Below are 19,469 nucleotides of genomic sequence, written 5' to 3'. Positions count from 1 at the left end.
TCACCATGCAAGCATTCCTTCATCAGATCGCCTCGGGCCTAGCGGCAGGCGGCATCTACGCCAGCCTCGCCATCGCGCTCGTGCTTATCTACCGTTGCACTTCGTCCATAAATTTCGCGCAGGGCGAATTGGCGATGTTCTCTACCTACATGAACTGGGCACTGGTTCAGGCTGGCGTGTCGTGGTGGGTGGCCTTCGCCATCGTAGTCGTGGGTGCCTTCCTGCTCGGGCTCGCTCTGGAGCGGGTCATTTTCCAGCCCCTGCGGCACAAGCCGGTGCTCTCGGTCGTTGCTGCCAGCATTGCGCTGCTCATCATCCTCAACAGCCTGGTCGGCTGGCTGTTCGGACATGAGATGCAGGAGTCCGCCACGCCGTTCGGTGGTGTCCTCCGCCGTGCCGAGCCCTTTCTCTCGGCCCATGAGGTCGGCGTTCTGCTCTTCACCCTTGCCGAGCTGGCAGCGGTGTTCGTGTTCTTTCGCTTCACCCGCTTCGGCTTGGCGATGCGCGCGGTGGCGGTGAACGCGCCGTCGGCAGAGCTATCGGGCATCAGCACCAACAAGGTGCTGGCCGTAGGCTGGGGCCTTGCGGCGGTGGCCGGTGCCGTGGCAGGGCTGATGGCCGCGCCCATCGTGTTCCTGGAGCCGTCGATGATGATGAGCCCTCTGATCTACGCGCTGGCCGGTGCGTTGCTGGGTGGTATCGCCAGCCCCGTGGGTGCCGTGGCCGGGGGCTTCGCCATCGGAGTGCTGGAGAACCTGCTGGGCGCATATGTGGTTGGCAACGATCTGAAGCTGACCTGCATCATGCTGCTGATCATCGCCATGCTGGTCTTGCGGCCCGCCGGCATCTTCGGCAAGACGGTTCAGGTGAGGGTGTGAGCATGAACACCCTGAACACCCCACTCACCACCAGCCCGGGGGCATCGCCCGCCTGGTTGCGCTGGGCGGCCTTGGCGGCCGGGCTCACGCTGCTGGCCTGGTCCTTCGGCTGGCAAAGCTACCAGTTGTACGTGATGACGCAAGTGTTGATCTACGGCATTGCTATCATGGGCCTGAACCTGCTCACCGGCTACACGGGCCAGATCTCGCTCGGCCACAGCGCCTTCTTCGCTATCGGTGCCTATACGGCGGCGGTGCTCTCGCACCAACTGGGCTGGCCGTTCTACGTGGGCGTGCCGGTGGCGATGGTGCTGTGCTTCGCGACTGGGTTTCTTTTCGGCTTCCCGGCGCTGCGGCTGCCTATGCTCTACTTGGCACTGTCAACCTTCGCGGTGGCTGTAGTGACGCCGCAGGCGCTCAAGTGGAAGAAGATCGAGTGGCTGACCGGCGGCGTGGCGGGGATCGTCCTTGAAAAGCCTGTGTTCCCAGGGGCGCTGGCCGACCGGGCGGACTGGGCCATCATGGCCTGTGTTGCTGCCTGCGCGCTGTTCGCCTTCCTGCTGGCTCGGCGGATCCTCGGCTCGCAGTTCGGCCGCCTTGTGGACGCCTCGCGCGACCAACCGCTCGCGGCGGCGGCGGGCGGGCTCGACATCACCGCTCTGCGCACGCAGATGTTCGGCCTCAGCGCGGCGTTCACTGGCCTGGCCGGTGCTCTGAGCGTGGTGGCGGGCCAGTTCGTGGCGCCCGAGAACTTTCCCTTCCTGCTCTCAGTGTCCCTGTTGGTGGGCAGCTTCGTGGGTGGGGTGCGGAGCCTGTGGGGCGCCTTCCTGGGAGCCGCCTTCATCGTGCTCACGCCCAACTTGGCCGAGAGCCTGTCGCAATCCGCCCCGTGGATGATCTTCGGCTTCGCACTGCTCGCAATGGTTTTCCTAGCCCCCAATGGCTTGAGCGGCTGGATCACCGGCCTCTGGCGCAGCCGCGCAAATTCCTCATCCACCCAGCCCTAGGCGCTTTCCATGCAGCCGTCTTCGTCGGTGGTACGGGCATGACCCGTTTCGGCAAGCACATTGACCGCAGCCTCAAATCGCTCGCCGCCGACGCGATCGGCGAGGCCGTGCCGATGCGGGCAACACTCCATCCCAACTGCAGGCGGCCTACATGGGAAACGCCGCCGCTGGCGTGATTGCCGGCCAGGTGCTGATCCCCGGACAGGTAGGGCTGCGCAGCATTAGCATCGGGCGCAATCCGGTCGTCAACATCGAGAGCCCTTGTAGACGGATCTGTGCAGTGGGTGCTCGATATGCTGCCGCCTTCAGATAACAGACAAGCCCTGCTGCCGTCGGATTTGCCAGGATACGCGGCCGTCATGTACCTGCGCAGAAATCGGCATACCGAGTCGTTGTTCGATGACAGGCCTCCATGGCACCAGGCGAAACCCCATGCCGTCATCGAGCATGGCGTAGCGCCCGCTGGCCAGCATGACGCTGCGGCGGTAAATACCCGCCACGCGCTGGCCGTCGGCCATGGGCCGGTGCTCCAGGCCAGTTTCGGCGGCTAAGTCTTTCGCGGCATGCGCTACATTCCGGCTGCGCAGCGTTGCCAGCAGGTTGCGCGCCAAGATCACCCGCTGCCCCCGCCGCTCGGCCAGCCCCTGTTCGGTTAGAAAATCAACCCGTTGCTGCAGCGCGTCCTTGACCTCCCCGCCAAAGCCCACATCTACCAGCCCCTTGCCGCCGCTGATCAACTGTTGATCCAGCCAGGTCGCACCGATCACGCGCGTCTGCTGCTCGATGGAGAGGTGCGATTTCAGCTCCACCACCATACCTCCGCCCAGGCGCTGGGCATCGTATTGGCGGCCTCGCTCGGCAAGGTCTTCAGGTACGCGCCAGATACCATCGGCCATGCGCTCCACGATGCCGCTGCGGCGCAGGGCTTCAAGCCGACGGATGTGCGCCGCCACGACCTCGCGCGGGTCGCTGTCGGGTGTGGTCTGGCTCTGCGCGAGCGCAAGGTGATGATCGGCGCGATAGATGCCGGCCGCCGACAATGAGGCGATGTTCTGATCGGCCTTGCGCATGTCGGTAGAGCCTTTCACCTCCACCACGGCGCCGGTCGGATACTGTTCCAGTTCTGATCGCGGCGGCAGCACGACGTAGTGCGCCTTGCCGTCGATCCCGTCGATGACCAGATAGCCCTTGTCGTAAAGTTCGTCGGCCAGTCCTTTGCCGACGACGGGGCCGACGATGGCGCGGCCATCCTGGTCGGGTAGGAACATGGCCAGCTCGCGCTGATTTCCGCTCATGGCGCGCTGCATGGTGCGGATGATGTCGCCGTGCTCGCCCATGGCTCGCAACGTGGATTCGGCGTTGGCGTGAATGGCCCACATGCCGGGCTGCTGTTCAGTCGCTAGGCCCATGCGTTGCAAGCGCTGCAGGCGGCCGATCAGCATCTGCCGCTGGCGTTGCAGCCGGGGCGCCGCCAGCGTCTCCGGCAGCATAAATCCATCGACAGCCTCGCGTTGCAGAGTGCGATCAAGCCCCGTCCACCGCTCCTGATCTACTTCGCGTTGCTTGGCGCGCTGGATTTCCAGCTCCGTACGCGGCCCTAGCCATTCGGTCGCCAGTTCGGCAGCACGGCGGCGCATACCCTCGGCGATGTAGTCGCGGGAGATGATGAGGTCCTTTCCGGTGTCGTCCTTGCCGCGCAGGACGACGTGTATGTGCGGGTTGTCGGTGTTCCAGTGATCGACCGCTACCCACTCCAGTCGGGTGCCCAGGTCGGCTTCCATGCGCGCCATCAGGTGCCGGGTGTAGGTGCGCAGGTCGTCGAGCTGTTCGGCATCCTCGGGCGAGACAATGAAGCGGAACTGGTGCCGATCCTCGCATCCTCTTTCCTCGAAAGCGCTGGTGTCCGCTGCGTCGGTCGTCGGGCCATAGGCGTGACCCGGACCACCCTGGCGATCCACCCCTTCGCGCTCGATATAGCGCAGGTGCGCGGCGGTCGAATGCGGTCCGGCCTTGGCGAGATTGACCAGCCGCGCCTTGATCGTCACGCGCCGGGCATTGGGCGTGAGCGAGGCCTCAGCAAAGCGTGAAGCGACGTGCCCTCGACCAAGCCTGGCACCGGGCCGCTGCCCAACATTGCCTTTCGTCTTTCCGAGCTTGGCGCCGGCCTTGTTGGTCTGACGCAGCACCTTGTTGATGAAGGCGTCGCCGCGCTGTTTCGGCGCACCTAGCCGGATGTGAAAACGGTCTTCGTCACGGTTGCTCATCGGGTGGCTCCATCCAAAGCCATCGCAGTACGGCGAGCGAAGCACACGGTTTCGCCAATGCTCACACGGTATTGTGCACTCTCGCGGCACGCGGCCACCTCTTGGTGCGTGCCGCGCCACCCCCACGTGCAGACTGACTTCACGCGCGGCCGGGTGCCGCGACCTTTTATCTTGCCCTGCATCTTTCCCCGTGTGCCTGCGCCGTCCACCGGGCCGACGGGCACGGTGAGGCGATGCATCGGCGGCGGCGACGACTGTCGTCTTTCGGCCGTCATGGCTGCTCCAGCAGCCACAGCGGCTGCGCAATGCCGATCACATCGGCGCCGCGCACCGGCCCGAAGTAGCGGCTGTCGAACGACGCCGGATTTGTCACGCTGAGCAGGAAGACCTCGCCAGTCTGCAGGCGGCGGCATAGCGGCCAGCCTTGCAGCGGGCGGCCCATGCGGTCAACGCTCAATGCGGTGGCCGCGGTGTGCCCGTCAATGCGCACAACCTGGCCGGTGATGCACGCGCGTTGTGGCGCCACGGCGCCCACGCGCTTGAGCAACGGCACGCGCGGCGGCAAATAGCCGCGCTGCGCGGCCAGTGCCGCGGCTTCGGCAGGCAAGTGGACGAGCACGATGCTTCCGACTTGCAGCTCAGTTGGGTGCTGAGTGGGGTCCTGCTCCAGCGGCTTGATGCTGTACCAGCCAACCGGCACGCTGTCTGACGGGTTGTAGACCAAGCGTGGCGAAGGCTTGGTGAACGAAGCACAGGCAAGTGCTGTCAATGCGACGGCCGCCGCGCTGTCGAGCGCAAGGATGGAAGCACGAGAGCTGCTCATTGCAAGTCCCCCGTGGTCAATGCTGCGGCGTGACGTTCGGCGGTGTAGGCAGGCATTTGCAACGGTGCAGAAGACGGACCAGCAGTCCAGGCTGCGAGCCGGTTGCCCAGCGTGCCCCAGTACGCGGCGGCGACCGTGCAGGCATCGATGCCCTGGGCCTCGATGGCATCGATCTGCTGCAGCACGGCGCGCACCTTCAGTTCGCCTTCGGCGTGCAGCAACAGGCGTGCTCCCGGGCGCACGCCGGGCAGGCGCTGCAGGGTGTCCAGCGAAGCGCCGGCTTGCAGCACCATCAACTGCCACTGCGTCGTGCCGTGGTCATTGGCCTGCCAGCGCACGCGGCAGAACATGGCCAATGGGAAGAAGACGGCGCAGCGCCGCCAGTGGTCGAGCTGCACGGTGCGCTCGGGTTGGCCAAAGCGCAGGTAGAGGTTGAATCTCTCATGGACATAGGCCAGCGAGACGCGGGTCAGTGGTGGGGTATCGGCTGGTCTGTGCTGTAGCGCAAGGGGCTGAGGCAGCGACGAGCGTGCTGCGCTGGGCGCAACCGTGCCATCGGGCGTGATGTGCATGTTCATGGGGATGTCTCCGAACGGGATTGAGGGAATTCGCGTTCCAGCAAGGCGCGCAGCAGCTCGGCCACGGTGGTGCCTTGGGTGAACGCCGAGACCTTGATGCGCGCGCGCATGGCGGGCGTGACGTCCAGCGTCAGGCGGGCGGTGAACAGATCGCCTTTCTGCAGGCTTTCGCCATCGCCCTGGCGCACCCAAGCCTCGGCTTGTGGGCTGGCGGGCGGACGCGAGCCAATGGCGATGCGCTTGCCACGCTGCGTACGTTCTTCCGTCATGACGGCCACCGCAGCAGTTCATCGACCAGTGCGGCCACCTCGCGTGCGGCCGCACTGTCGGGCGCGGTCTCGCAGGCCAGCTGGCCGGCGGCCACGCTGTCGGCAAAAACGATGCGCTGGTGCACTTCCGAGCGCAGAGCGGGCAGCGGCTGTTCTGCCAGCGCCTGGCGAGCTTCGCGGCCGATGACGGTGGTGCTGACGCGCCGGTTGATGGCGAAGGCCGCACGCAGCATCGGGCGGAACACCTGTGCATCTCGGATCAGCGCCACCATTTCGGCGCTGGCCCACAGGTCGTAGGGGCTGGGCTGCACCGGGATGACCACGCAGTCAGCCGCCAGCAAGGCGGAGCGAGCCAGCGCCGCGATGCGTGGCGGGCCGTCGATGACGACGTGATCGACCCGGCGGGCAAGTTCAGGCGCTTCCTGGTGCAGGGTTTCGCGGGCCAGGCCGACGGTGCTGAAGAGCCGGGGCAGGCCCTGCTGGCTGCGGCGCTGGGTCCAGTCCAGTGCCGAGCCCTGCGGGTCGGCATCGAGCAGCACCACCTGCTGGCCGCGCAGCCCGAGTTCGCCCGCGATGTGAGTGGCCAGCGTGGTCTTTCCCACGCCGCCTTTCTGGTTGAGCAGGGCCAGGATCATCGCGTGGTCCCTTCTCCTCGGAGTGCAGCGGCTGCGACGTGCCGGTCGTCATTTGTCCACCGAAACGGCGCGCTCCCACTACCAGTTAGATGAATCTCGTTAGGACAGTTACGGCCGGTGCAAAGCCGCGCCGCCGTTGGGCTGGCGGCCCATCGGCACGCCTGATGGCACGATAGACACACGCCTGATGGCACGTGGCTGCGCACGCCCGATGGCACGAGCCTGTCCACAGGCCATGAACCGCTTATCCCCGTGCCGTGGGTGACACCGGCCTGAACGTCAATACCTCGGCACCCGTGCCTGGCATGCGAACGATGCCCAGGCGATAGCCGGGCATGGATTGCCGCGCCACCAAGGCGCGCAGGTCGCAGGCGAAGTCGTGCGGCTTCGCAGTGCTGCCTGATTTGCGGTGCAGGTGCCTGAAGTCGAACTGCCAGCCAGCGGGCTGGTGTCCGCCGTGCTTGCGCACCAGACGGTATAGCCAGCGCTCGATGCCCCCGGTGAGGTCGAAGTAGGCCGGATCGATGGTCAGCACCAGAGCGGCGTCCAGCACACCCGCGTAGAACCAGTCTGGCAGGATCAGCTCGATGCCCAGCGGCGTGCCGCGGGCGTCGGCCAACTCCTTCCACTCGTTGATCCACGAAAACCGGTGCAGCCGCCGCCCAGTGGTCTCGCGGATGGACGTGGCCACGGTGGTGGATTGCAGGCGATCGAGCGCGGCCTTGAGGCGCTGATAGTCGCGCAGCGACACGCCGCGCCCAATGAAGCGCAGGATTTCGTAGGGCCGGGCGCGCATGAGGCGCGAGGTGGTGATGCCGGCGTCGCGCGCCTCCACGATCTGGCTGGAGGCCCAGATGAGGATATCGGCGTCCCAGATGGTGGCAATGCCGTGTTCTTGCGTGCCTTCCACGCGGATGGCGACGTTGCCGCTGCGAAAGTCGATGGGCTTGGTGCGACGTGACTTGGCCAGCGAGAAGAAGGGGTAGGCCATCAGGTCCTGGCTGTCGCGCGGCGCCATGTCGCCCGGCAGCGCGCGGAACAGGTCGAGTTGTTCTGCAGGTTGCGGGGGGCGCGGCGCGGGCAAAGACATCGGGAGCAAACAGCGGAGCGGGCGCGCAGCGCCCCTCAGCGCGCACGGCTGTCGGCCGAGTGGTGCTCGGCGTACTCGGGGTCGGACGTGGCCTCGAAGCTGCGCTGGTCGGCCCAGGTGTCGAGGTCGGTGACGGCGTACATGACGCGGCGACCGAACTTGCGGAACCGTGGCCCGCCGCCGATGACACGCTGCTTCTCCAGCGTGCGCGGCGACAGGCGCAGGTAGTCGGCGGCCTCGTCGTTGGTGAGGTAGCGCGGAGGTTGTGGTTTGGCCGCAGCTTGTGCGGTAGCCTGCGGCGGGTGAGCGGGTGCAGCAGCAGGCCGCAAGGGAAAGGGTCGCATGAGAGGCGCCTCCATCGGTCAGGAAGGCCCACCTGCGGGGTTGCAGGCAGGTGGAGGCAGTCTCAGGAAACGTTGGCGTTTTGCTCAGGGACGATCTGGGGTAAGGCTGTTTCGTCCCCGGGAAGGAGAGACGAGCGGATCGATCCCGGCCAGCTCGCGGTAGCCGCCATCCATCAGAGATCGGCCGCGCTGCACCAGGCGCCGTACGCGGGCGCGCAGCGCGCTGTCGGCCTGCCAGCCGGACACGACCTCGTCCGAGCCGAACAGCCCTTCGGCAATCTCGCGCAGCGAGGCGCCTGCCTGATTGGCGTCCAGTGCCTGCAGGGTCAGCAGCGCCAGCAGGGTACTGGGGCTGGGCCGTGGACGCGTTGTGGCCGAGGGCTCGCAGCGACTGGCGGTGGCCAACTGGTCCAGATCGTTCGCCATGTCACGGTAACGCACGCAAGGCTCCCGGCAGGCACGCATGGCGAAGGCGTGCGGCATGCCATCGTGCAACTCGGGCGCCAGCATCAGGCGCACACAACAGCCGGGCCAGCGCGCGGCGAGCACGAGGCCTCGGCCATCGTGCTGCAACTGCTTGCGACCCGGTAGGCGCCAGAGCTCGAAGGGGGAAGCCTCGGGTGTAGGGTCATCGTCGGGTATCACGCGAACGGCGCAGGCCCGGGAGTTGAGCCAGTCGGGCAGCGCTTCGCGCGCATCCAGCGCCGGGTTTTCCAGCGTGCGCAAGCCCCAGGGCTGCGCGGCGTCAGCGGCCTGCGCGCGCCAGGCTTGACGGTAGCCGGGGTGGCGCCGTAGGTACTCCCAGGCCAGCGCAGGGCCGTCCAAGTGCAGCACGTAGAGGTAGGCCGCGCTGGCGTGCCAGGGCGGAGGCTGGGCGGCCAACTGGCCGTCCTCGAGATTGACCATATGCGAACTCCCTGTTCTTCTGCGGGAACGTCGCATCGGCCGGCAAGGGCTACGGGTTCATCGGTCGACAATCCGGTCGTGAAGGGCTGTGCGGTGGTTCATCGTCCGATGGTGGCCGGGCTCGTCAACAACGCGCCCAAAGCGACGGCCACGTGGTGGAAAACCATCGCGGCAAAACTGACCATGGCGTGGTGCAGCGTGTTTGTCATGTCCATTTCGGTCTGGATCGTGACCGGGAATGGCATCAGCAGCAGTCGGACCCATAGGGTCTGACGCGCACGTCGATCCTTTGCTCAATCCGTGATCGAGCCGTTGGCCTGTGCCTGCCGCAGGTACTCCGACATCGGCCGCACGGCATGGAAGTGCAGGTCGCGCCGCACCGGCATTCGCTGAGGGCCGACGATGGCTGCGAGATCGGACAGCTTGATGCTGCCCAGCTCGGGCATTCCGATGCCCACGTCGCACAGACCCCAAGCGGTGTCGCCATCGGCCGGGTCGAGGGCTGCGAGCAACCAGGTCGCATGCGCGTCCGGCGTGAACAGGCGCACAACGGGCCACAGGTCGATTTGCGCGTCAGCAGCGCGAGCATGGCGATTGGCCAGCAGCTGCGCGCGCTGCTCGTCGGTGACAAGTGGTTCAGTCGGCATGGTCAGGGTGCGTGGCGCTGTGCGGGAACACGAGTTGCATCAGAAGCACCGAATCGCAAAGCCGCTTTCGTGTCTCTCCGCAAAGACGCAAAGACGCAGAGGCGCTTTTGCAGAAAAGCACCCATGCACGAAGTCTGAAAGTCGGCATGACGTGAACGCTCGAATGAGCAAAGGTGACTTTGAGGCTTTACGTAGATACACGAGTGTTACGCAAAAGCACGAATACACCCAACAGGGAAACCACCAAAGCGGCGGCATGCATTGCTAATGAGTTAAAGATAACGTGGTTTTAATTGTCTCTCGGCAGGACGCTTCTGTCTATGCAGAAGCGTTCCATCCAGGCTGGTCGTCCGGCAGGTGCCACCACCTTCGATGCCGAGCTGGCGCAAGCCTTCGGCGCGGCGGTGCGCGCACTGCGTACGGAGCAGGGGCTGGCCCAGGAGGCGCTGGCGCACCGAGCGGGCATCGAGCGCTCCCACATGGGCAAGATCGAGCGCGGAGAGCACATCCCCTCGCTGCCGCTCATCTTCAAGATTGCGGCAGCGCTGGAGTGCGGTGCGGCTGACCTGATGGCCGCGACCGAAGCCCAACTGGGTTCGGCCGAGGCCTGAGACTGCAGGCTCGGCCTGCAGCAGCGATCCCGCCAGGATGGCGGGATCGGACCGGCCGTCAGGCCGTGGACTTGCTGCGCGACCAGATCAGGTTGTGCGTGCCGTCCTCTTCCTCGATCAGGCGGGCGTAGATGGTGGCCGGGAAAGAGGGGTCGTCCAGCGTCACCGAGAGGTAGGGGCGTTCGGACTGGCTGACCTTCTTCCAGGCGGCGCCGATGTCGTAACCGGTGCCGGCCTGGATGCGGTAGTCGGGGGCGTTCTCGCTGCCCTTGTCGTTGCGAACGAACTTGACCTTGACGTTGAGCGTGAGGGTGCGAACGGTGCCGATGAAGCCGTCGTTCTGAGCGGTGAAGGTGCCGATGTTGGCCATGATGATTTCCTTTCGGGTTGCCAAGGTCGCGCCCATCGCGTCCTTGTTGTGATCCGTCAGGCGGGGGACGGGCGGGCCGCACCCCGCAGCGCAGCGAAGGGGCCGCAACAGCGTGGAGGACCGGCAGACACGGGAAATTTGTCTCGCGAGGAATCCGCGCAGCGGAGGGGAAATTTCTTGGGCCGTACGGTTGCGGCCATCAAGCCCGAGGCGAAGCCGCGACCTCGCCAGGATTCACAACGAGACAAGGACGCCTGGGACGCACCTTTCCCGAAAGGTTCATGGCCGAGCACGTTCACCACTTCCGCGGTGAGACTGCATCTGCCATCGCCTTTGCGCCATTGGTCAGAGTCGCAACGAAGCGAGAAGTCGCTGCTGCACCCACTCAGCGCCTTGCATTGCGCGTCGCCTGCCAAGTTCAACCTGGACGGTGCCAACACCTTGCGGTCTGTGACACCACCCAGCGATCTGCCCGCCAGCGTGAGGGAAGACTGCATGCCAAGCAACCCAGCGCAGCGAGCAAAGGCGTAGCACCCGGCTCATATGGCGAGGTGATGCAGGGCCGGATGCCGGCGCACGAACCCTTCCGGCCCGCACAGGCAAGCGGAGCGCGCAGGCGTGAAGGATCGAAGCCGAAGGGCCGTGACGGCTATGACGGCACGGGGCGCAGCCCGAGAGCCTGTCGGCGCAGTGCGCCGACACGCCCGGCCCCGGGATTCACCGTCACCAAAGTCACATGAAGAAGCTGCCCTGGTCCGAGTAGCCCTTGGTGTCGATCTTCAGTTGAGCCAGCCAGGGCTGGACCGCCCGTTTGCAGGAAAAGTCCTCTCCGCCGTCCTGAACCCACGCGCCCAGGCGGCGCTCCACCCAGGCGTGTGCATGGGCATCGCCATCGCGCAGACCATTGAATCGGTCGGGCTCAATGCCCTCATGCCGCGGGTCGAGCACCACGTTGATCGACAGCTCGTCGCCGCTGATGGCATTCACGCTGGCCACGGCTGTATGGCCGTCCTCAATCTCGACGCGGTAGACGTGCCGCTTGCAGAGCTGGCTGTGCGGGTTGCCGCCGGGCCACCAGTTGTCGCTGGGCTCTAGGCCGAACAGTCGTTGTTCCAGGCCGGCATTGATGGCGGCGACCATCAGGTTGCGCCAGCCCATCCAGCGCACACTGCGCTTCTTGCTCAGCGGGAAGTTGCGGAAGGGCGAGTACGAGTGTTCGAACTCTGGGACCAGGCGCAGATCCGGCATGGCGTTGTAGCCCAGTTCCTGGAGCCGGCGCACCATGCGTGCGTTGCTGGGCTTAGGTACCTCAACGGTGACGCGACCGTCCAGCGCAGCGCGAAGCGCCGCATATGTCCGGAACCCGAGCGCCGACGCGAGGGCTTCACTGAGATGGGCGGAAGGGACACCGCTCACGCGGTGCTGGGCACTGTGCTTGAGATTGCGCAGCGCCGCTTTGGAGACGAAGAATGTCGAATCAGACATGCCAAATTCCTTTGTGCATGGTCGATGACTGCCGATTACGCACCGACCGGAGGAATGGACACGGTCTGCGATCAGAGAAGGAAAGCGAGAAACGTCGTTTAACCCGGCAGCAGGTTCAGCGTGACGTGGCTGTATCGCCATTTTATGCGCTGATGCCGACCGCGTTGGCAGGAAGCGCTCGCGCAAGCCCTTGCGCGCCGCCACGCCGCCGCCTGATCGAAGGCGGCGGCGTGGCGTTATTGAGGCCTTGTTCAGTCCATGCTGCGCGCACCAAAGCCGGAAACGACAAGGCCCCGAGCGGAAAACGCCGGGGGCCTTGAAGGGCGCTGTGGACTTCCTGCGTCAATCGTCACACGTTTCCGTCTCAGTGCATTCCACCGTTCTCGGTGCTTCACGACCGAAAACGGCGGGCATCCACCCGCTGCCCTCTGCCAGGCGCTCGGCTTCCTGCGCAATCTCGGCCTTCTTGAGCTTGGACAGCCGAGGTACCTCATTCGGCGCGAACTGCGCTACCGCATCCAGGATCGTGGCCTTGGGCACGTGCTGGAAATAGCTGTCCGCCGTGGGCTTCCACCATGTGGCCATGTCCAGGGTCAGTGCCAGAGTCAGTTCGGCGCCGGGCTGGCAGGCGGTGGCGCGGGGCGTCACCACGTCAACCGCCGGGGCGGTACACAGCGCCAGCAGTTGCACCAGCTCATCCTGGGGCATCGCCAGCAACTTGGCGAACAGATTGCCTGGGTCCTGCGGCAACTGCTCGGACCAGGCCTGCCGCAGTTCGCGCAGCGCGAGCACGGCGGGCGACTCGGGCCAGTCGGGTGCCAGGTCTTCCAGCCGATCACGCAGGCTCAGGCGCAAGCCCAGAGGTAGGGCGTTGCGATAGCCGCCCTGCAGGGCCTGCTGCACCAGGATATGAACCAACGCAGCCAGCGCCACCTGCGGATGGCGGGCGATCTCGATCTGCAGGGCGGCGGTGCGGTGCGCGCTCAGGCGCCGCGCCAGCCGGTCGGACAGGTGTTCGGCGCTGCGCGGCGGGTCACCCGTGGTCGATCCGTCCGGATCGCCACCATCGTCACCAGGGGTTTGGCCGTTGGCGGCGCGTTGACGCGCAGCGTCCAGCGCGCGCAGGGCCTTGGCTTCGGCTTCGCGCAACAGTCCCCGATGCATCAGGGGCTGCCCCTCACGGTTCAGCGTGACGATGACCCCGGCCATCGCCCGGACCTCGGGCGCATGCCCGCTCAGTTGGGACTGCACAGCTTCCAGCTCGGCCGCCAGGGCCTCGCGGCGCTGGTGCAAGGTTTCGGCATTGTCCTCGTTGTCTGCGTCGTAGGCTTCTTCGAGTGCGGCATCGGTGCGGGCGATGCGGCCTTGCAACACCTCCATGCGCCGCGACTCGCGTGCCGTGGGTTCACGGCGCTGACGCGGTGCACCCTGGAACGCCTGCCGCTCGGCAGGGCTCAGGTGCGGTACCGCTTCCACCCAGGCCCAGCCCTCGGCGCGCACAGGCTCGGCCAGTGTCTCCAGCTTGTCGCGCACCAGCCGTTCCAGCAGCGCGGCATCGATCAGCGTGGTGCCGGTGGCCTCGTCATCGGCAAACAGGTCGCGGCGGACACCACCCCCGGTTGCGGTGTAGGCGTCCAGCCCGACAAAGCGCACAAGTGCATGGTCGGCGCCGATTTCCCGTTCGGTCAGGCGCTGGCGCAGCGCCCCCGGGCTGCGCTGCCATTCGGGTGCGTCATAGAACGCGGCTTCCTGGGCGGCGTGGTCATCGGTGGCGGCCAAGGCCATCAATTGGTCCAGGCTGATGGCGTCGGCGCGGTAGTCGGCCATAAGGCGGGCTGAGACGTTAGCCAGCTTGAGGCGTCGCTGCACCACCAGCGGCGTGACGCCGAAGTCGGCCGCGATGTCTTCCACTGGCCTCCCTTCGGCCACCAGGGCAGCGAAGGCTTCAAACTGGTCGGCCGGGTGCATGGCCTCGCGCTGCACGTTCTCGGTGAGGCTGGCGGTGCGCGCGCTGCCGTCGGCCACCAGCAGGCAGGGCACGTCCCAATCCTTGGCGATGCGGCGCTTCTTGGCCAGCAGCTTGAGGGCCGCGAAGCGGCGACCTCCGGCCACCACTTCGTAGAGCGCGCCGTCCGCCGCCAGGGTGACGGTGAGGTTTTGCAGCAGGCCCACGCGCTCGATGCTGGCGGCCAGCGCTTTGATGCATGGGCCCGCCGTCTTGCGCACGTTGCGGCGCGACGGGCGCAGCCGCGACAGCGGTACGAGCAGCATTTGCTGCGAGGGCTGGGCGGGCACCTGCGGTGCGGGTATGGCGTGTAGGGCCTGGGTTTCGGAATCGGTGAGTGCGTTCATGGTGAAACTCCGGTCTGTTGAGGGGTGAAACGGGGCAAGTGGTGAGGGGCGGGCGGCGGCAGGGCCAGGCCCTGCGCGCCGCGCCTGGGTTCGGGTTCAGGCTTTGAGCTGGCGCATGCCATCGGCCAGCAGCCACAGGGCGCGGTTCAGGCGCAGGTTCTGGTCGATGCCCTGCACGGGGCGGGTGCTCTGGCGGCGCCCGTTGGCGCTACGGCCGGTCAGTCCGCCTTTGATCAGGTTTTCCTGGGTGCGGTTGAACACGCTCCACAGGTCGCGCCGGTCGTCGTCGTGGCGGCGCGGCATCAGGATTTGCGACTCGGTGACGGGCGGCGCCTTCTCGGTGTCGTCGTACTTCAGGGCCAGCGCGGCGCGCGCGAACACCTCGGATTCGCCAGCGTCCAGCGCCACGCCCTGCATGGCCTCGCGCGACCCCTGCGCCTGCCCGAAACCTTGCAGCACGGTGTAGGCGCCTTCGATCACCTGGGCGGCGACGTCGCCCTTGTGCGGCACGCGCACGTCGGCCACGGTGTCGCCGCAAACGAGTCCGTTCTGGCAGACGAAACGGAACATGCCCGCCAGCATCTGGTAGCTGCTTGTGCCGTCGTGCGAGTTGAGCAGGATGATTTCGTTGGCTTCGCGGCCGTTGATCTGGCTGGCGTGGCGTAGCCGGATCAGGTGTTTGGTGAACTCGCGCCGGTCGTCGTGGCGCACGCGGGTCTGGCACACCATGAAGGGCTGGAAGCCCTCGCCGCGCAATTCCTGCAGCACGGTGGCGGTGGGGATGTAGCTGTAGCGCTCGGAGCGGCTGCCGTGCGGCGCCTCGGCAAAGATGGATGGCGCCACGGCGCGGATCTGGTCATCCGACAGCGGGGATTCGGAACGCAGCACCGGCGAGCGCGGTGCGAATCGGGAAGCAAGTCGCATGGTCATTTCTCCAAATGAAGCTGGCTGTTGAAAACCCCCCACCGGATTCCTAGATTCGGAGCCCTCTGCGGGTCTTCCGGTGGGGTCGGCGCAGAGACCTGGGCCGGCCCCGTCGCCACCGTCTTTCCTGAGTTCATCGCCCGCGACCCAAGGAGCGCGCCGCCCGGCGCCGTCAAGGAGGCAAGCGCCTGGGCTGGTGCGGCCCGCAGGCGCAGCCGAGGACACGGCCTGGCGCGCCTTGACGGCGCCGGGCGGCGGGCTACGGTCGCGGAAGTGGTGATGGACGAGGGAAGAGGGCGCCAGTGGCCCCTTGGCCGCAGATGGCGCTGACCCTACGCAAGCGCAGCGCGCAGGACCGGCAGCCAAGCCGGGCCGAAGGCGACAGCCGACCGGAGGGAAGGGAACGATGGAAGCCCGCCAGGGACGAGACCGCGTGACTGCAGGGACCGGAGGCTCGGTGCGCAGCACGACAGCGCGGCCGGCCATATCGACAGGGCCGGCGACGCCCGGTTGCACTTAGCGGTCTACGATGGCGACATGACCGAGAAAGACCAGAACCACCCCGATCCCCTGGAACAGATGCTGCTGCGCTCGGATGCCTTGAACGAACGGCTGAACGAGCTGCTCGACGATGTCGAGTTCGACGGGTCTGCGCGTGGCGAGGCCGCTCTGGGCATGTGCGTGGTGGCCATGGAGCACGGGACCGCCTTGCGTGCCTTGATGGCGCTGGGACTGCCGACCTCGGCGGTCAGCTTGATGCGGCTGCAGTTCGAAGCCCTGACCCGCTCGATGTGGCTCATCTATGCTGCAAGCGATGCCGCCATCGAGAAGCTGTCGGCCCCGCTCACGCTCGAAACCGAACAGGCTGCCAAGAACCTGCCCAGCGCAAAGGAAATGATCGAGCAGATCGGCAAGCGGGTCGGGCAGAGTGTGCCTGCCGCGGCCCACCTGATGTTGACCCAGTTCAAGGACGTGTCCTGGAACGCCATGAACTCCTTCGTCCACGGCGGCATCCACCCGCTGCGACGCAGCGCCGATGGTTTTCCCGTGCACCTGGCCTTGCAGGTGCTGCGCAACTCCAACGGTCTGAGCACCATGACCGGCATGACGATGGCGGTGCTCACCGGCGACGAATCCATCGTCAAGCCGATGAGCAAGATCCAGCCGGCGTTCGCCGACTGCCTGCCGGATCTGCTGAACCCCTGAAAACCTGAAAACCTGAAAACCAGGGCGTCCGTGGCGCCCTGGTGGCCGGTCAGACAACGATGCGTCCGGCCAGCCGCGCGTTCCGCGCATAGGCGCTCAGGCGCTTCTCGGCGCGAAAGTGCAGATCGCGCTCAACCGGCAACCCGAGCCGACCACGCACGGTCGCCAACTCCCGCAGACTGACCCACCCCAGCTCGGGCGCCCCCAGGCCCAGGTCGCACAGACCGAAAGAGTGGTCATGGTCGTCCGGGTCGATCTCGGTCAGCAGCCAGGTTGCGCCGGCGTCGGGTGTGAGCAGCTTGACCACGGGCGCCGGGTCGAAGTCAGGGTTCTGCAACGATTCGCGACCGTTGGCCAGCAGCAGCACGTGCTGCTCGTCGGTGATGAGTGCGTTCATGATGAACGCGGGATTGCCCGCAGCCTCCGGGTCACGGCGCAGCGCAGCGGTCAAAGTTCGAAGACGGCCGCCGGCCGCCAGCGCAGCGCGAATGCGCGCCGACCTTGACGGCGAGAACGACGTGGCACGCTGGGTGCAACAGCAAGCCAGACCTCCACGGCCCAGATGCTCCGATTGGGCGGAGCGCGTTCAGGAAACCTGCGACTCCGGGCGACAGAGTGACTCAGACGGAGTACGCCAGTCGGGAGCGCTGTCAACCGAGTCTCTGTCTGATTTCGTTGCGAGCGCCCCCACTTTCACGGCAATGCGCGACTCCATCGACACTCGTGGCGCCACCACCAGAATGACGGAACCTTCGCAAACCACTTCGTGGTCGTCGGATGCCTGAACGAAGAACTTCGCGCTGCGCTCTCCCAGGCGTTCAACCCATCCCCGCAGCTTCAGGGTTGATCCCGGCGGGATCGGCCCCTTGTGCTCCAGCTCGATCGTCCGGCCCACCACGACTTCCGAGACGGCATCCACGTGCCGTTGCATCTCGCGGATGCAGATGGACTCGACAACGGCGACCAGATACCCGGTCGCCAGGCATTCGATCAGCCTTTGCGCATAGTCGCTCCCATGCGGGAGCCTGGAGAACAGCGCCCGGGCCGTCTGCTCGGGCGGCACGCTGTAGGTTTCTTCAAAGGAGATTTCACTGATGCCTTGGTGGTTCATGGAATTGGGCGAGGGGTTGATGACGCGCATTCGCTCTCCGAAACTCCGCGTCAAAGCGGGGTGACGGAACAGCGTTCGATCCTCGTTCGGATGCATGGCGTCTTCAACCCAGTCAGGCGTTCTCCAGCGTAGCTGGCTCGATGCGGATGTCGGTGCGAGGCGGACGGAGGAAGCCCCACCGTCTCTGGCTTTGAAGTCATGAAGTGCTCGTGCCACTGTGCGGTGGCACGCTGTTGGGCAGGAAACCAAGATCCGGGAGCCGGTGTGGCTCCCGGTTGTGTGGGCTCAGATCAGCCCGCGTTCTGCGAAGGACAGGATCGTCGGCCCGGCCACGATCAGGTGATCGATGACCCGCACATCCACCAGCGATAGCGCGCTCTTGATGGTCTGGGTCAAATACTCATCGGCCCGAGAGGGCTCAGCCACGCCCGACGGGTGGTTGTGGACCAGAACGATGGCCGCTGTGTTGTGTGCCATGGCTTCCTTGACCACCTCGCGCGGATAGACCGATGTCTGGGTCACGGTGCCGCGGAACATCTCGACGTACTCGATGACCCGGTGTTGGGCGTCCAGGTGGATCACCGCGAACACCTCGTGCTCCAGCGTGCCCAGCTTGATGCGCAGGAAGTCGCGCACAGCCTGCGGCGACGACAGCATCTCGGTGCCGCGCAACTGGCCCTCCAGAACCCGCAGCGCGGCCTGCAGCACCTCAGCCGGATCGGCCGGACGGTAGCTGCCCGCGACATCACGGACGAGCAGGGAGGAATCGATGGAAGACGTGAACGACAGGGAAGACAGCTGCGACATGATCGGCTCCGGTTCGGAATCGGGCGGGATTGCCCGGAACCGGCCACCCACGCCGCAGCGCAAGCGGTCAGGGGTCGGAGGCGCAGCCAGAGACGGCCGCCAGGACGCAAGCGTGCAAGGCACGCGCAGCCCTTGACGGCGAGAACGTGCGTGGTAGGTTGAAAGGGCACAGCAAGACCGCCACCCCCGCAAACCACAACAGCCCGGCAAGCGGAGCGCGCAGCGGCCACGCCGCGGAGACGTCAGGGATCAAAGCCGGATGGCCGGGATTCGGCACGAAGCCCGGGGCGCAGCCCGCGAGCCCGGCGGCGGGACGCCGAGACGCGAAGGGTAATGTTCACTGCACAGTAAAGATCACACTATTGGCGAATATGCAGGAATGCTAGTACCAATGAGGCGCTGATCGCTCGGCCGGTGCTTCAAGCACACAGCGTCATTTGGATGCGAGATGGTTCTTTAGTAGGAACCAGCACATGTTGAGCGCGAAGGAGCGGCCAAGGCGGGTCATCTGATCATCTGGAATACCTACCGGGCGATGGGCTCCCGGACTCAGAAATCCGAATACACCTGCCAAGCCCTTTTCTTCTTCGGGCGTGACCTCGCCGCTCGTACGCAGGAACGCCAGCACTTCGCCCCATTTCGACGGGTTGTAGGACGTGGGAACTTGCGCGTGTGAAGCCACGTCGGCGGCAACGTCCGCCGCTAGCGTCTCCAGTGCGACACGGGCGTTCACGAGTGCCGCGTTGTAGTCGGGCGGGATCGCGCGAAAGGAATGGGCCGAATCACCGATCTTTGCCATGATCTCCTGCGCGCGTGGTACTCCCGAGTTCTGCAGCGCCATGATCAGGTCGTCTTCCAGCGGGGCCGCATCTGCAATCGACGGGTCAACCTGCACGAGCTTCGCGTCTTCCACAATATAGCCATCCAGGAGCAGGCATTGCGTTAGGTCGTGCAGACGCTCGTCGAATCGGTGCTTCGGACTCACTCTTGCGCGCAGGTCACCCTTGGTGGCCACGACTTCGGCCAGCACAAGCATCAGGGGGCGTTCGTCAAGCCCGCGTATCGTGCTCAAGAGCCCATACAGCAACTGGTCTCGCGACAACGACAGGTGTTGCACGCCGTACTTGCTGAGCAGCACGACGGACATCATGGGCTCCTGGAG

The 19,469-nt window shown here is 66.0% G+C and carries 23 protein-coding genes; 5 read left to right on the top strand and 18 right to left on the bottom strand.

Annotation, left to right across the window (positions count from 1 at the left end):
* Window positions 1–5: 5 nt before the first annotated feature.
* From LPB072_RS15335 to LPB072_RS23945, 3 genes are read left to right on the top strand one after another with little or no spacing between them, the layout of a single operon-like run.
* Window positions 6–878, top strand: a complete 873-nt coding sequence (locus LPB072_RS15335; RefSeq protein ID WP_066084169.1) for a branched-chain amino acid ABC transporter permease — start codon at window positions 6–8, stop codon at window positions 876–878.
* Between the two features lie 2 nt (window positions 879–880).
* Window positions 881–1,885 carry a branched-chain amino acid ABC transporter permease gene (locus LPB072_RS15330; protein ID WP_066084171.1) on the top strand — a complete coding sequence of 335 codons (1,005 nt, stop codon included), beginning with the start codon at window positions 881–883 and terminating at the stop codon, window positions 1,883–1,885.
* Between the two features lie 38 nt (window positions 1,886–1,923).
* A complete protein-coding gene (locus tag LPB072_RS23945; protein ID WP_231943266.1) occupies window positions 1,924–2,061 on the top strand; it encodes a hypothetical protein in 138 nt (45 codons plus the stop codon).
* A 129-nt stretch (window positions 2,062–2,190) separates the two neighbouring features.
* On the opposite strand, the gene LPB072_RS15325 is transcribed toward LPB072_RS23945, so the two are convergent.
* From LPB072_RS15325 to LPB072_RS15285, 10 genes are all read right to left on the bottom strand, one after another.
* Entirely contained in the window at window positions 2,191–4,149 is a 1,959-nt protein-coding gene (locus LPB072_RS15325) for a relaxase/mobilization nuclease domain-containing protein (protein ID WP_066084174.1), read from the bottom strand.
* 271 nt (window positions 4,150–4,420) lie between these two features.
* Window positions 4,421–4,972, bottom strand: coding sequence for a S26 family signal peptidase (locus LPB072_RS15320; protein ID WP_066084176.1), 552 nt, complete (start codon window positions 4,970–4,972; stop codon window positions 4,421–4,423).
* A complete protein-coding gene (locus LPB072_RS15315) occupies window positions 4,969–5,550 on the bottom strand; it encodes a DUF2840 domain-containing protein (RefSeq protein ID WP_066084179.1) in 582 nt (193 codons plus the stop codon). Before LPB072_RS15315 ends, LPB072_RS15320 begins: the two co-directional genes overlap by 4 nt.
* Window positions 5,547–5,819, bottom strand: coding sequence for a chromosome partitioning protein ParB (locus tag LPB072_RS15310; protein ID WP_066084182.1), 273 nt, complete (start codon window positions 5,817–5,819; stop codon window positions 5,547–5,549). The genes LPB072_RS15315 and LPB072_RS15310 overlap by 4 nt, the downstream gene beginning before the upstream one ends.
* The gene (gene parA / locus LPB072_RS15305; protein WP_066084186.1) at window positions 5,816–6,454 is read right to left on the bottom strand and encodes a ParA family partition ATPase; all 639 of its coding nucleotides are present in this window, start codon (window positions 6,452–6,454) and stop codon (window positions 5,816–5,818) included. Before parA ends, LPB072_RS15310 begins: the two co-directional genes overlap by 4 nt.
* 244 nt (window positions 6,455–6,698) lie before the next feature.
* Window positions 6,699–7,544, bottom strand: a complete 846-nt coding sequence (locus tag LPB072_RS15300) for a replication initiator protein A (protein WP_066084189.1) — start codon at window positions 7,542–7,544, stop codon at window positions 6,699–6,701.
* A 35-nt stretch (window positions 7,545–7,579) separates the two neighbouring features.
* Window positions 7,580–7,888: a helix-turn-helix domain-containing protein gene (locus tag LPB072_RS15295; protein ID WP_066084886.1), complete on the bottom strand. Its 309-nt coding sequence runs from the start codon at window positions 7,886–7,888 to the stop codon at window positions 7,580–7,582.
* A gap of 84 nt (window positions 7,889–7,972) precedes the next feature.
* Entirely contained in the window at window positions 7,973–8,794 is an 822-nt protein-coding gene (locus tag LPB072_RS15290) for a DUF2285 domain-containing protein (RefSeq protein WP_066084193.1), read from the bottom strand.
* 98 nt (window positions 8,795–8,892) lie between these two features.
* Complete coding sequence (locus LPB072_RS23940; protein WP_157559334.1) at window positions 8,893–9,039, bottom strand: hypothetical protein; 147 nt, start codon at window positions 9,037–9,039, stop codon at window positions 8,893–8,895.
* A gap of 48 nt (window positions 9,040–9,087) precedes the next feature.
* On the bottom strand, window positions 9,088–9,441 hold the full coding sequence (locus tag LPB072_RS15285) for a DUF2958 domain-containing protein (RefSeq protein ID WP_066084196.1): 354 nt from the start codon (window positions 9,439–9,441) through the stop codon (window positions 9,088–9,090).
* Window positions 9,442–9,761: 320 nt separating this feature from the next.
* On the opposite strand from LPB072_RS15285, the gene LPB072_RS15280 reads away from it, so the two are divergent.
* Complete coding sequence (locus LPB072_RS15280; protein ID WP_066084199.1) at window positions 9,762–10,052, top strand: helix-turn-helix domain-containing protein; 291 nt, start codon at window positions 9,762–9,764, stop codon at window positions 10,050–10,052.
* Window positions 10,053–10,110: 58 nt separating this feature from the next.
* Here LPB072_RS15280 and LPB072_RS15275 read toward each other — a convergent pair whose 3' ends face one another.
* From LPB072_RS15275 to LPB072_RS15255, 4 genes are all read right to left on the bottom strand, one after another.
* Window positions 10,111–10,422, bottom strand: a complete 312-nt coding sequence (locus LPB072_RS15275; protein WP_066084890.1) for a DUF736 domain-containing protein — start codon at window positions 10,420–10,422, stop codon at window positions 10,111–10,113.
* Between the two features lie 732 nt (window positions 10,423–11,154).
* Window positions 11,155–11,907: a hypothetical protein gene (locus LPB072_RS15265; RefSeq protein ID WP_066084205.1), complete on the bottom strand. Its 753-nt coding sequence runs from the start codon at window positions 11,905–11,907 to the stop codon at window positions 11,155–11,157.
* A 342-nt stretch (window positions 11,908–12,249) separates the two neighbouring features.
* Window positions 12,250–14,259 (bottom strand): ParB N-terminal domain-containing protein, encoded by a 2,010-nt coding sequence (locus tag LPB072_RS15260; protein ID WP_066084207.1) that lies wholly within the window; start codon window positions 14,257–14,259, stop codon window positions 12,250–12,252.
* 96 nt (window positions 14,260–14,355) lie between these two features.
* Window positions 14,356–15,183 carry a DUF932 domain-containing protein gene (locus LPB072_RS15255; RefSeq protein WP_066084892.1) on the bottom strand — a complete coding sequence of 276 codons (828 nt, stop codon included), beginning with the start codon at window positions 15,181–15,183 and terminating at the stop codon, window positions 14,356–14,358.
* 537 nt (window positions 15,184–15,720) lie between these two features.
* Between LPB072_RS15255 and LPB072_RS15250 the strand changes: the two genes are divergently transcribed.
* Entirely contained in the window at window positions 15,721–16,389 is a 669-nt protein-coding gene (locus tag LPB072_RS15250) for a DUF6988 family protein (protein ID WP_066084210.1), read from the top strand.
* 49 nt (window positions 16,390–16,438) lie between these two features.
* Here the strand turns inward: LPB072_RS15250 and LPB072_RS15245 are convergent, their stop codons facing one another.
* From LPB072_RS15245 to LPB072_RS15230, 4 genes are all read right to left on the bottom strand, one after another.
* Window positions 16,439–16,789, bottom strand: a complete 351-nt coding sequence (locus tag LPB072_RS15245; RefSeq protein WP_066084895.1) for a DUF2958 domain-containing protein — start codon at window positions 16,787–16,789, stop codon at window positions 16,439–16,441.
* A 186-nt stretch (window positions 16,790–16,975) separates the two neighbouring features.
* Complete coding sequence (locus LPB072_RS15240) at window positions 16,976–17,530, bottom strand: thioesterase family protein (protein ID WP_231943265.1); 555 nt, start codon at window positions 17,528–17,530, stop codon at window positions 16,976–16,978.
* Between the two features lie 255 nt (window positions 17,531–17,785).
* The gene (gene radC / locus LPB072_RS15235) at window positions 17,786–18,307 is read right to left on the bottom strand and encodes a RadC family protein (protein ID WP_066084215.1); all 522 of its coding nucleotides are present in this window, start codon (window positions 18,305–18,307) and stop codon (window positions 17,786–17,788) included.
* Between the two features lie 433 nt (window positions 18,308–18,740).
* Window positions 18,741–19,454 carry a hypothetical protein gene (locus LPB072_RS15230; RefSeq protein WP_197508837.1) on the bottom strand — a complete coding sequence of 238 codons (714 nt, stop codon included), beginning with the start codon at window positions 19,452–19,454 and terminating at the stop codon, window positions 18,741–18,743.
* Window positions 19,455–19,469: the final 15 nt, after the last annotated feature.

Origin of the sequence: Hydrogenophaga crassostreae (genome assembly GCF_001761385.1) — a bacterium.
Taxonomy (GTDB): domain Bacteria; phylum Pseudomonadota; class Gammaproteobacteria; order Burkholderiales; family Burkholderiaceae_C; genus Hydrogenophaga; species Hydrogenophaga crassostreae.
The sequence above is the reverse complement of the archived record's forward strand: the minus strand, read 5'-3'. Positions and strand labels throughout refer to the sequence as shown.

Coding starts and splice junctions, on each gene's coding strand:
- LPB072_RS15230 (WP_197508837.1), bottom strand. CDS start 19,454: ATGTCCGTCGTGCTGCTCAGCAAGTACGGCGTGCAACACCTGTCGTTG.
- LPB072_RS15300 (WP_066084189.1), bottom strand. CDS start 7,544: ATGTCTTTGCCCGCGCCGCGCCCCCCGCAACCTGCAGAACAACTCGAC.
- LPB072_RS23945 (WP_231943266.1), top strand. CDS start 1,924: ATGACCCGTTTCGGCAAGCACATTGACCGCAGCCTCAAATCGCTCGCC.
- LPB072_RS15280 (WP_066084199.1), top strand. CDS start 9,762: ATGCAGAAGCGTTCCATCCAGGCTGGTCGTCCGGCAGGTGCCACCACC.
- LPB072_RS15335 (WP_066084169.1), top strand. CDS start 6: ATGCAAGCATTCCTTCATCAGATCGCCTCGGGCCTAGCGGCAGGCGGC.
- LPB072_RS15320 (WP_066084176.1), bottom strand. CDS start 4,972: ATGAGCAGCTCTCGTGCTTCCATCCTTGCGCTCGACAGCGCGGCGGCC.
- LPB072_RS15240 (WP_231943265.1), bottom strand. CDS start 17,530: ATGCGCGTCATCAACCCCTCGCCCAATTCCATGAACCACCAAGGCATC.
- LPB072_RS23940 (WP_157559334.1), bottom strand. CDS start 9,039: ATGCCATTCCCGGTCACGATCCAGACCGAAATGGACATGACAAACACG.
- LPB072_RS15290 (WP_066084193.1), bottom strand. CDS start 8,794: ATGGTCAATCTCGAGGACGGCCAGTTGGCCGCCCAGCCTCCGCCCTGG.
- radC (WP_066084215.1), bottom strand. CDS start 18,307: ATGTCGCAGCTGTCTTCCCTGTCGTTCACGTCTTCCATCGATTCCTCC.
- LPB072_RS15260 (WP_066084207.1), bottom strand. CDS start 14,259: ATGAACGCACTCACCGATTCCGAAACCCAGGCCCTACACGCCATACCC.
- LPB072_RS15255 (WP_066084892.1), bottom strand. CDS start 15,183: ATGCGACTTGCTTCCCGATTCGCACCGCGCTCGCCGGTGCTGCGTTCC.
- LPB072_RS15325 (WP_066084174.1), bottom strand. CDS start 4,149: ATGAGCAACCGTGACGAAGACCGTTTTCACATCCGGCTAGGTGCGCCG.
- LPB072_RS15250 (WP_066084210.1), top strand. CDS start 15,721: ATGACCGAGAAAGACCAGAACCACCCCGATCCCCTGGAACAGATGCTG.
- LPB072_RS15285 (WP_066084196.1), bottom strand. CDS start 9,441: ATGCCGACTGAACCACTTGTCACCGACGAGCAGCGCGCGCAGCTGCTG.
- LPB072_RS15275 (WP_066084890.1), bottom strand. CDS start 10,422: ATGGCCAACATCGGCACCTTCACCGCTCAGAACGACGGCTTCATCGGC.
- LPB072_RS15265 (WP_066084205.1), bottom strand. CDS start 11,907: ATGTCTGATTCGACATTCTTCGTCTCCAAAGCGGCGCTGCGCAATCTC.
- LPB072_RS15315 (WP_066084179.1), bottom strand. CDS start 5,550: ATGAACATGCACATCACGCCCGATGGCACGGTTGCGCCCAGCGCAGCA.
- LPB072_RS15330 (WP_066084171.1), top strand. CDS start 881: ATGAACACCCTGAACACCCCACTCACCACCAGCCCGGGGGCATCGCCC.
- LPB072_RS15310 (WP_066084182.1), bottom strand. CDS start 5,819: ATGACGGAAGAACGTACGCAGCGTGGCAAGCGCATCGCCATTGGCTCG.
- LPB072_RS15295 (WP_066084886.1), bottom strand. CDS start 7,888: ATGCGACCCTTTCCCTTGCGGCCTGCTGCTGCACCCGCTCACCCGCCG.
- parA (WP_066084186.1), bottom strand. CDS start 6,454: ATGATCCTGGCCCTGCTCAACCAGAAAGGCGGCGTGGGAAAGACCACG.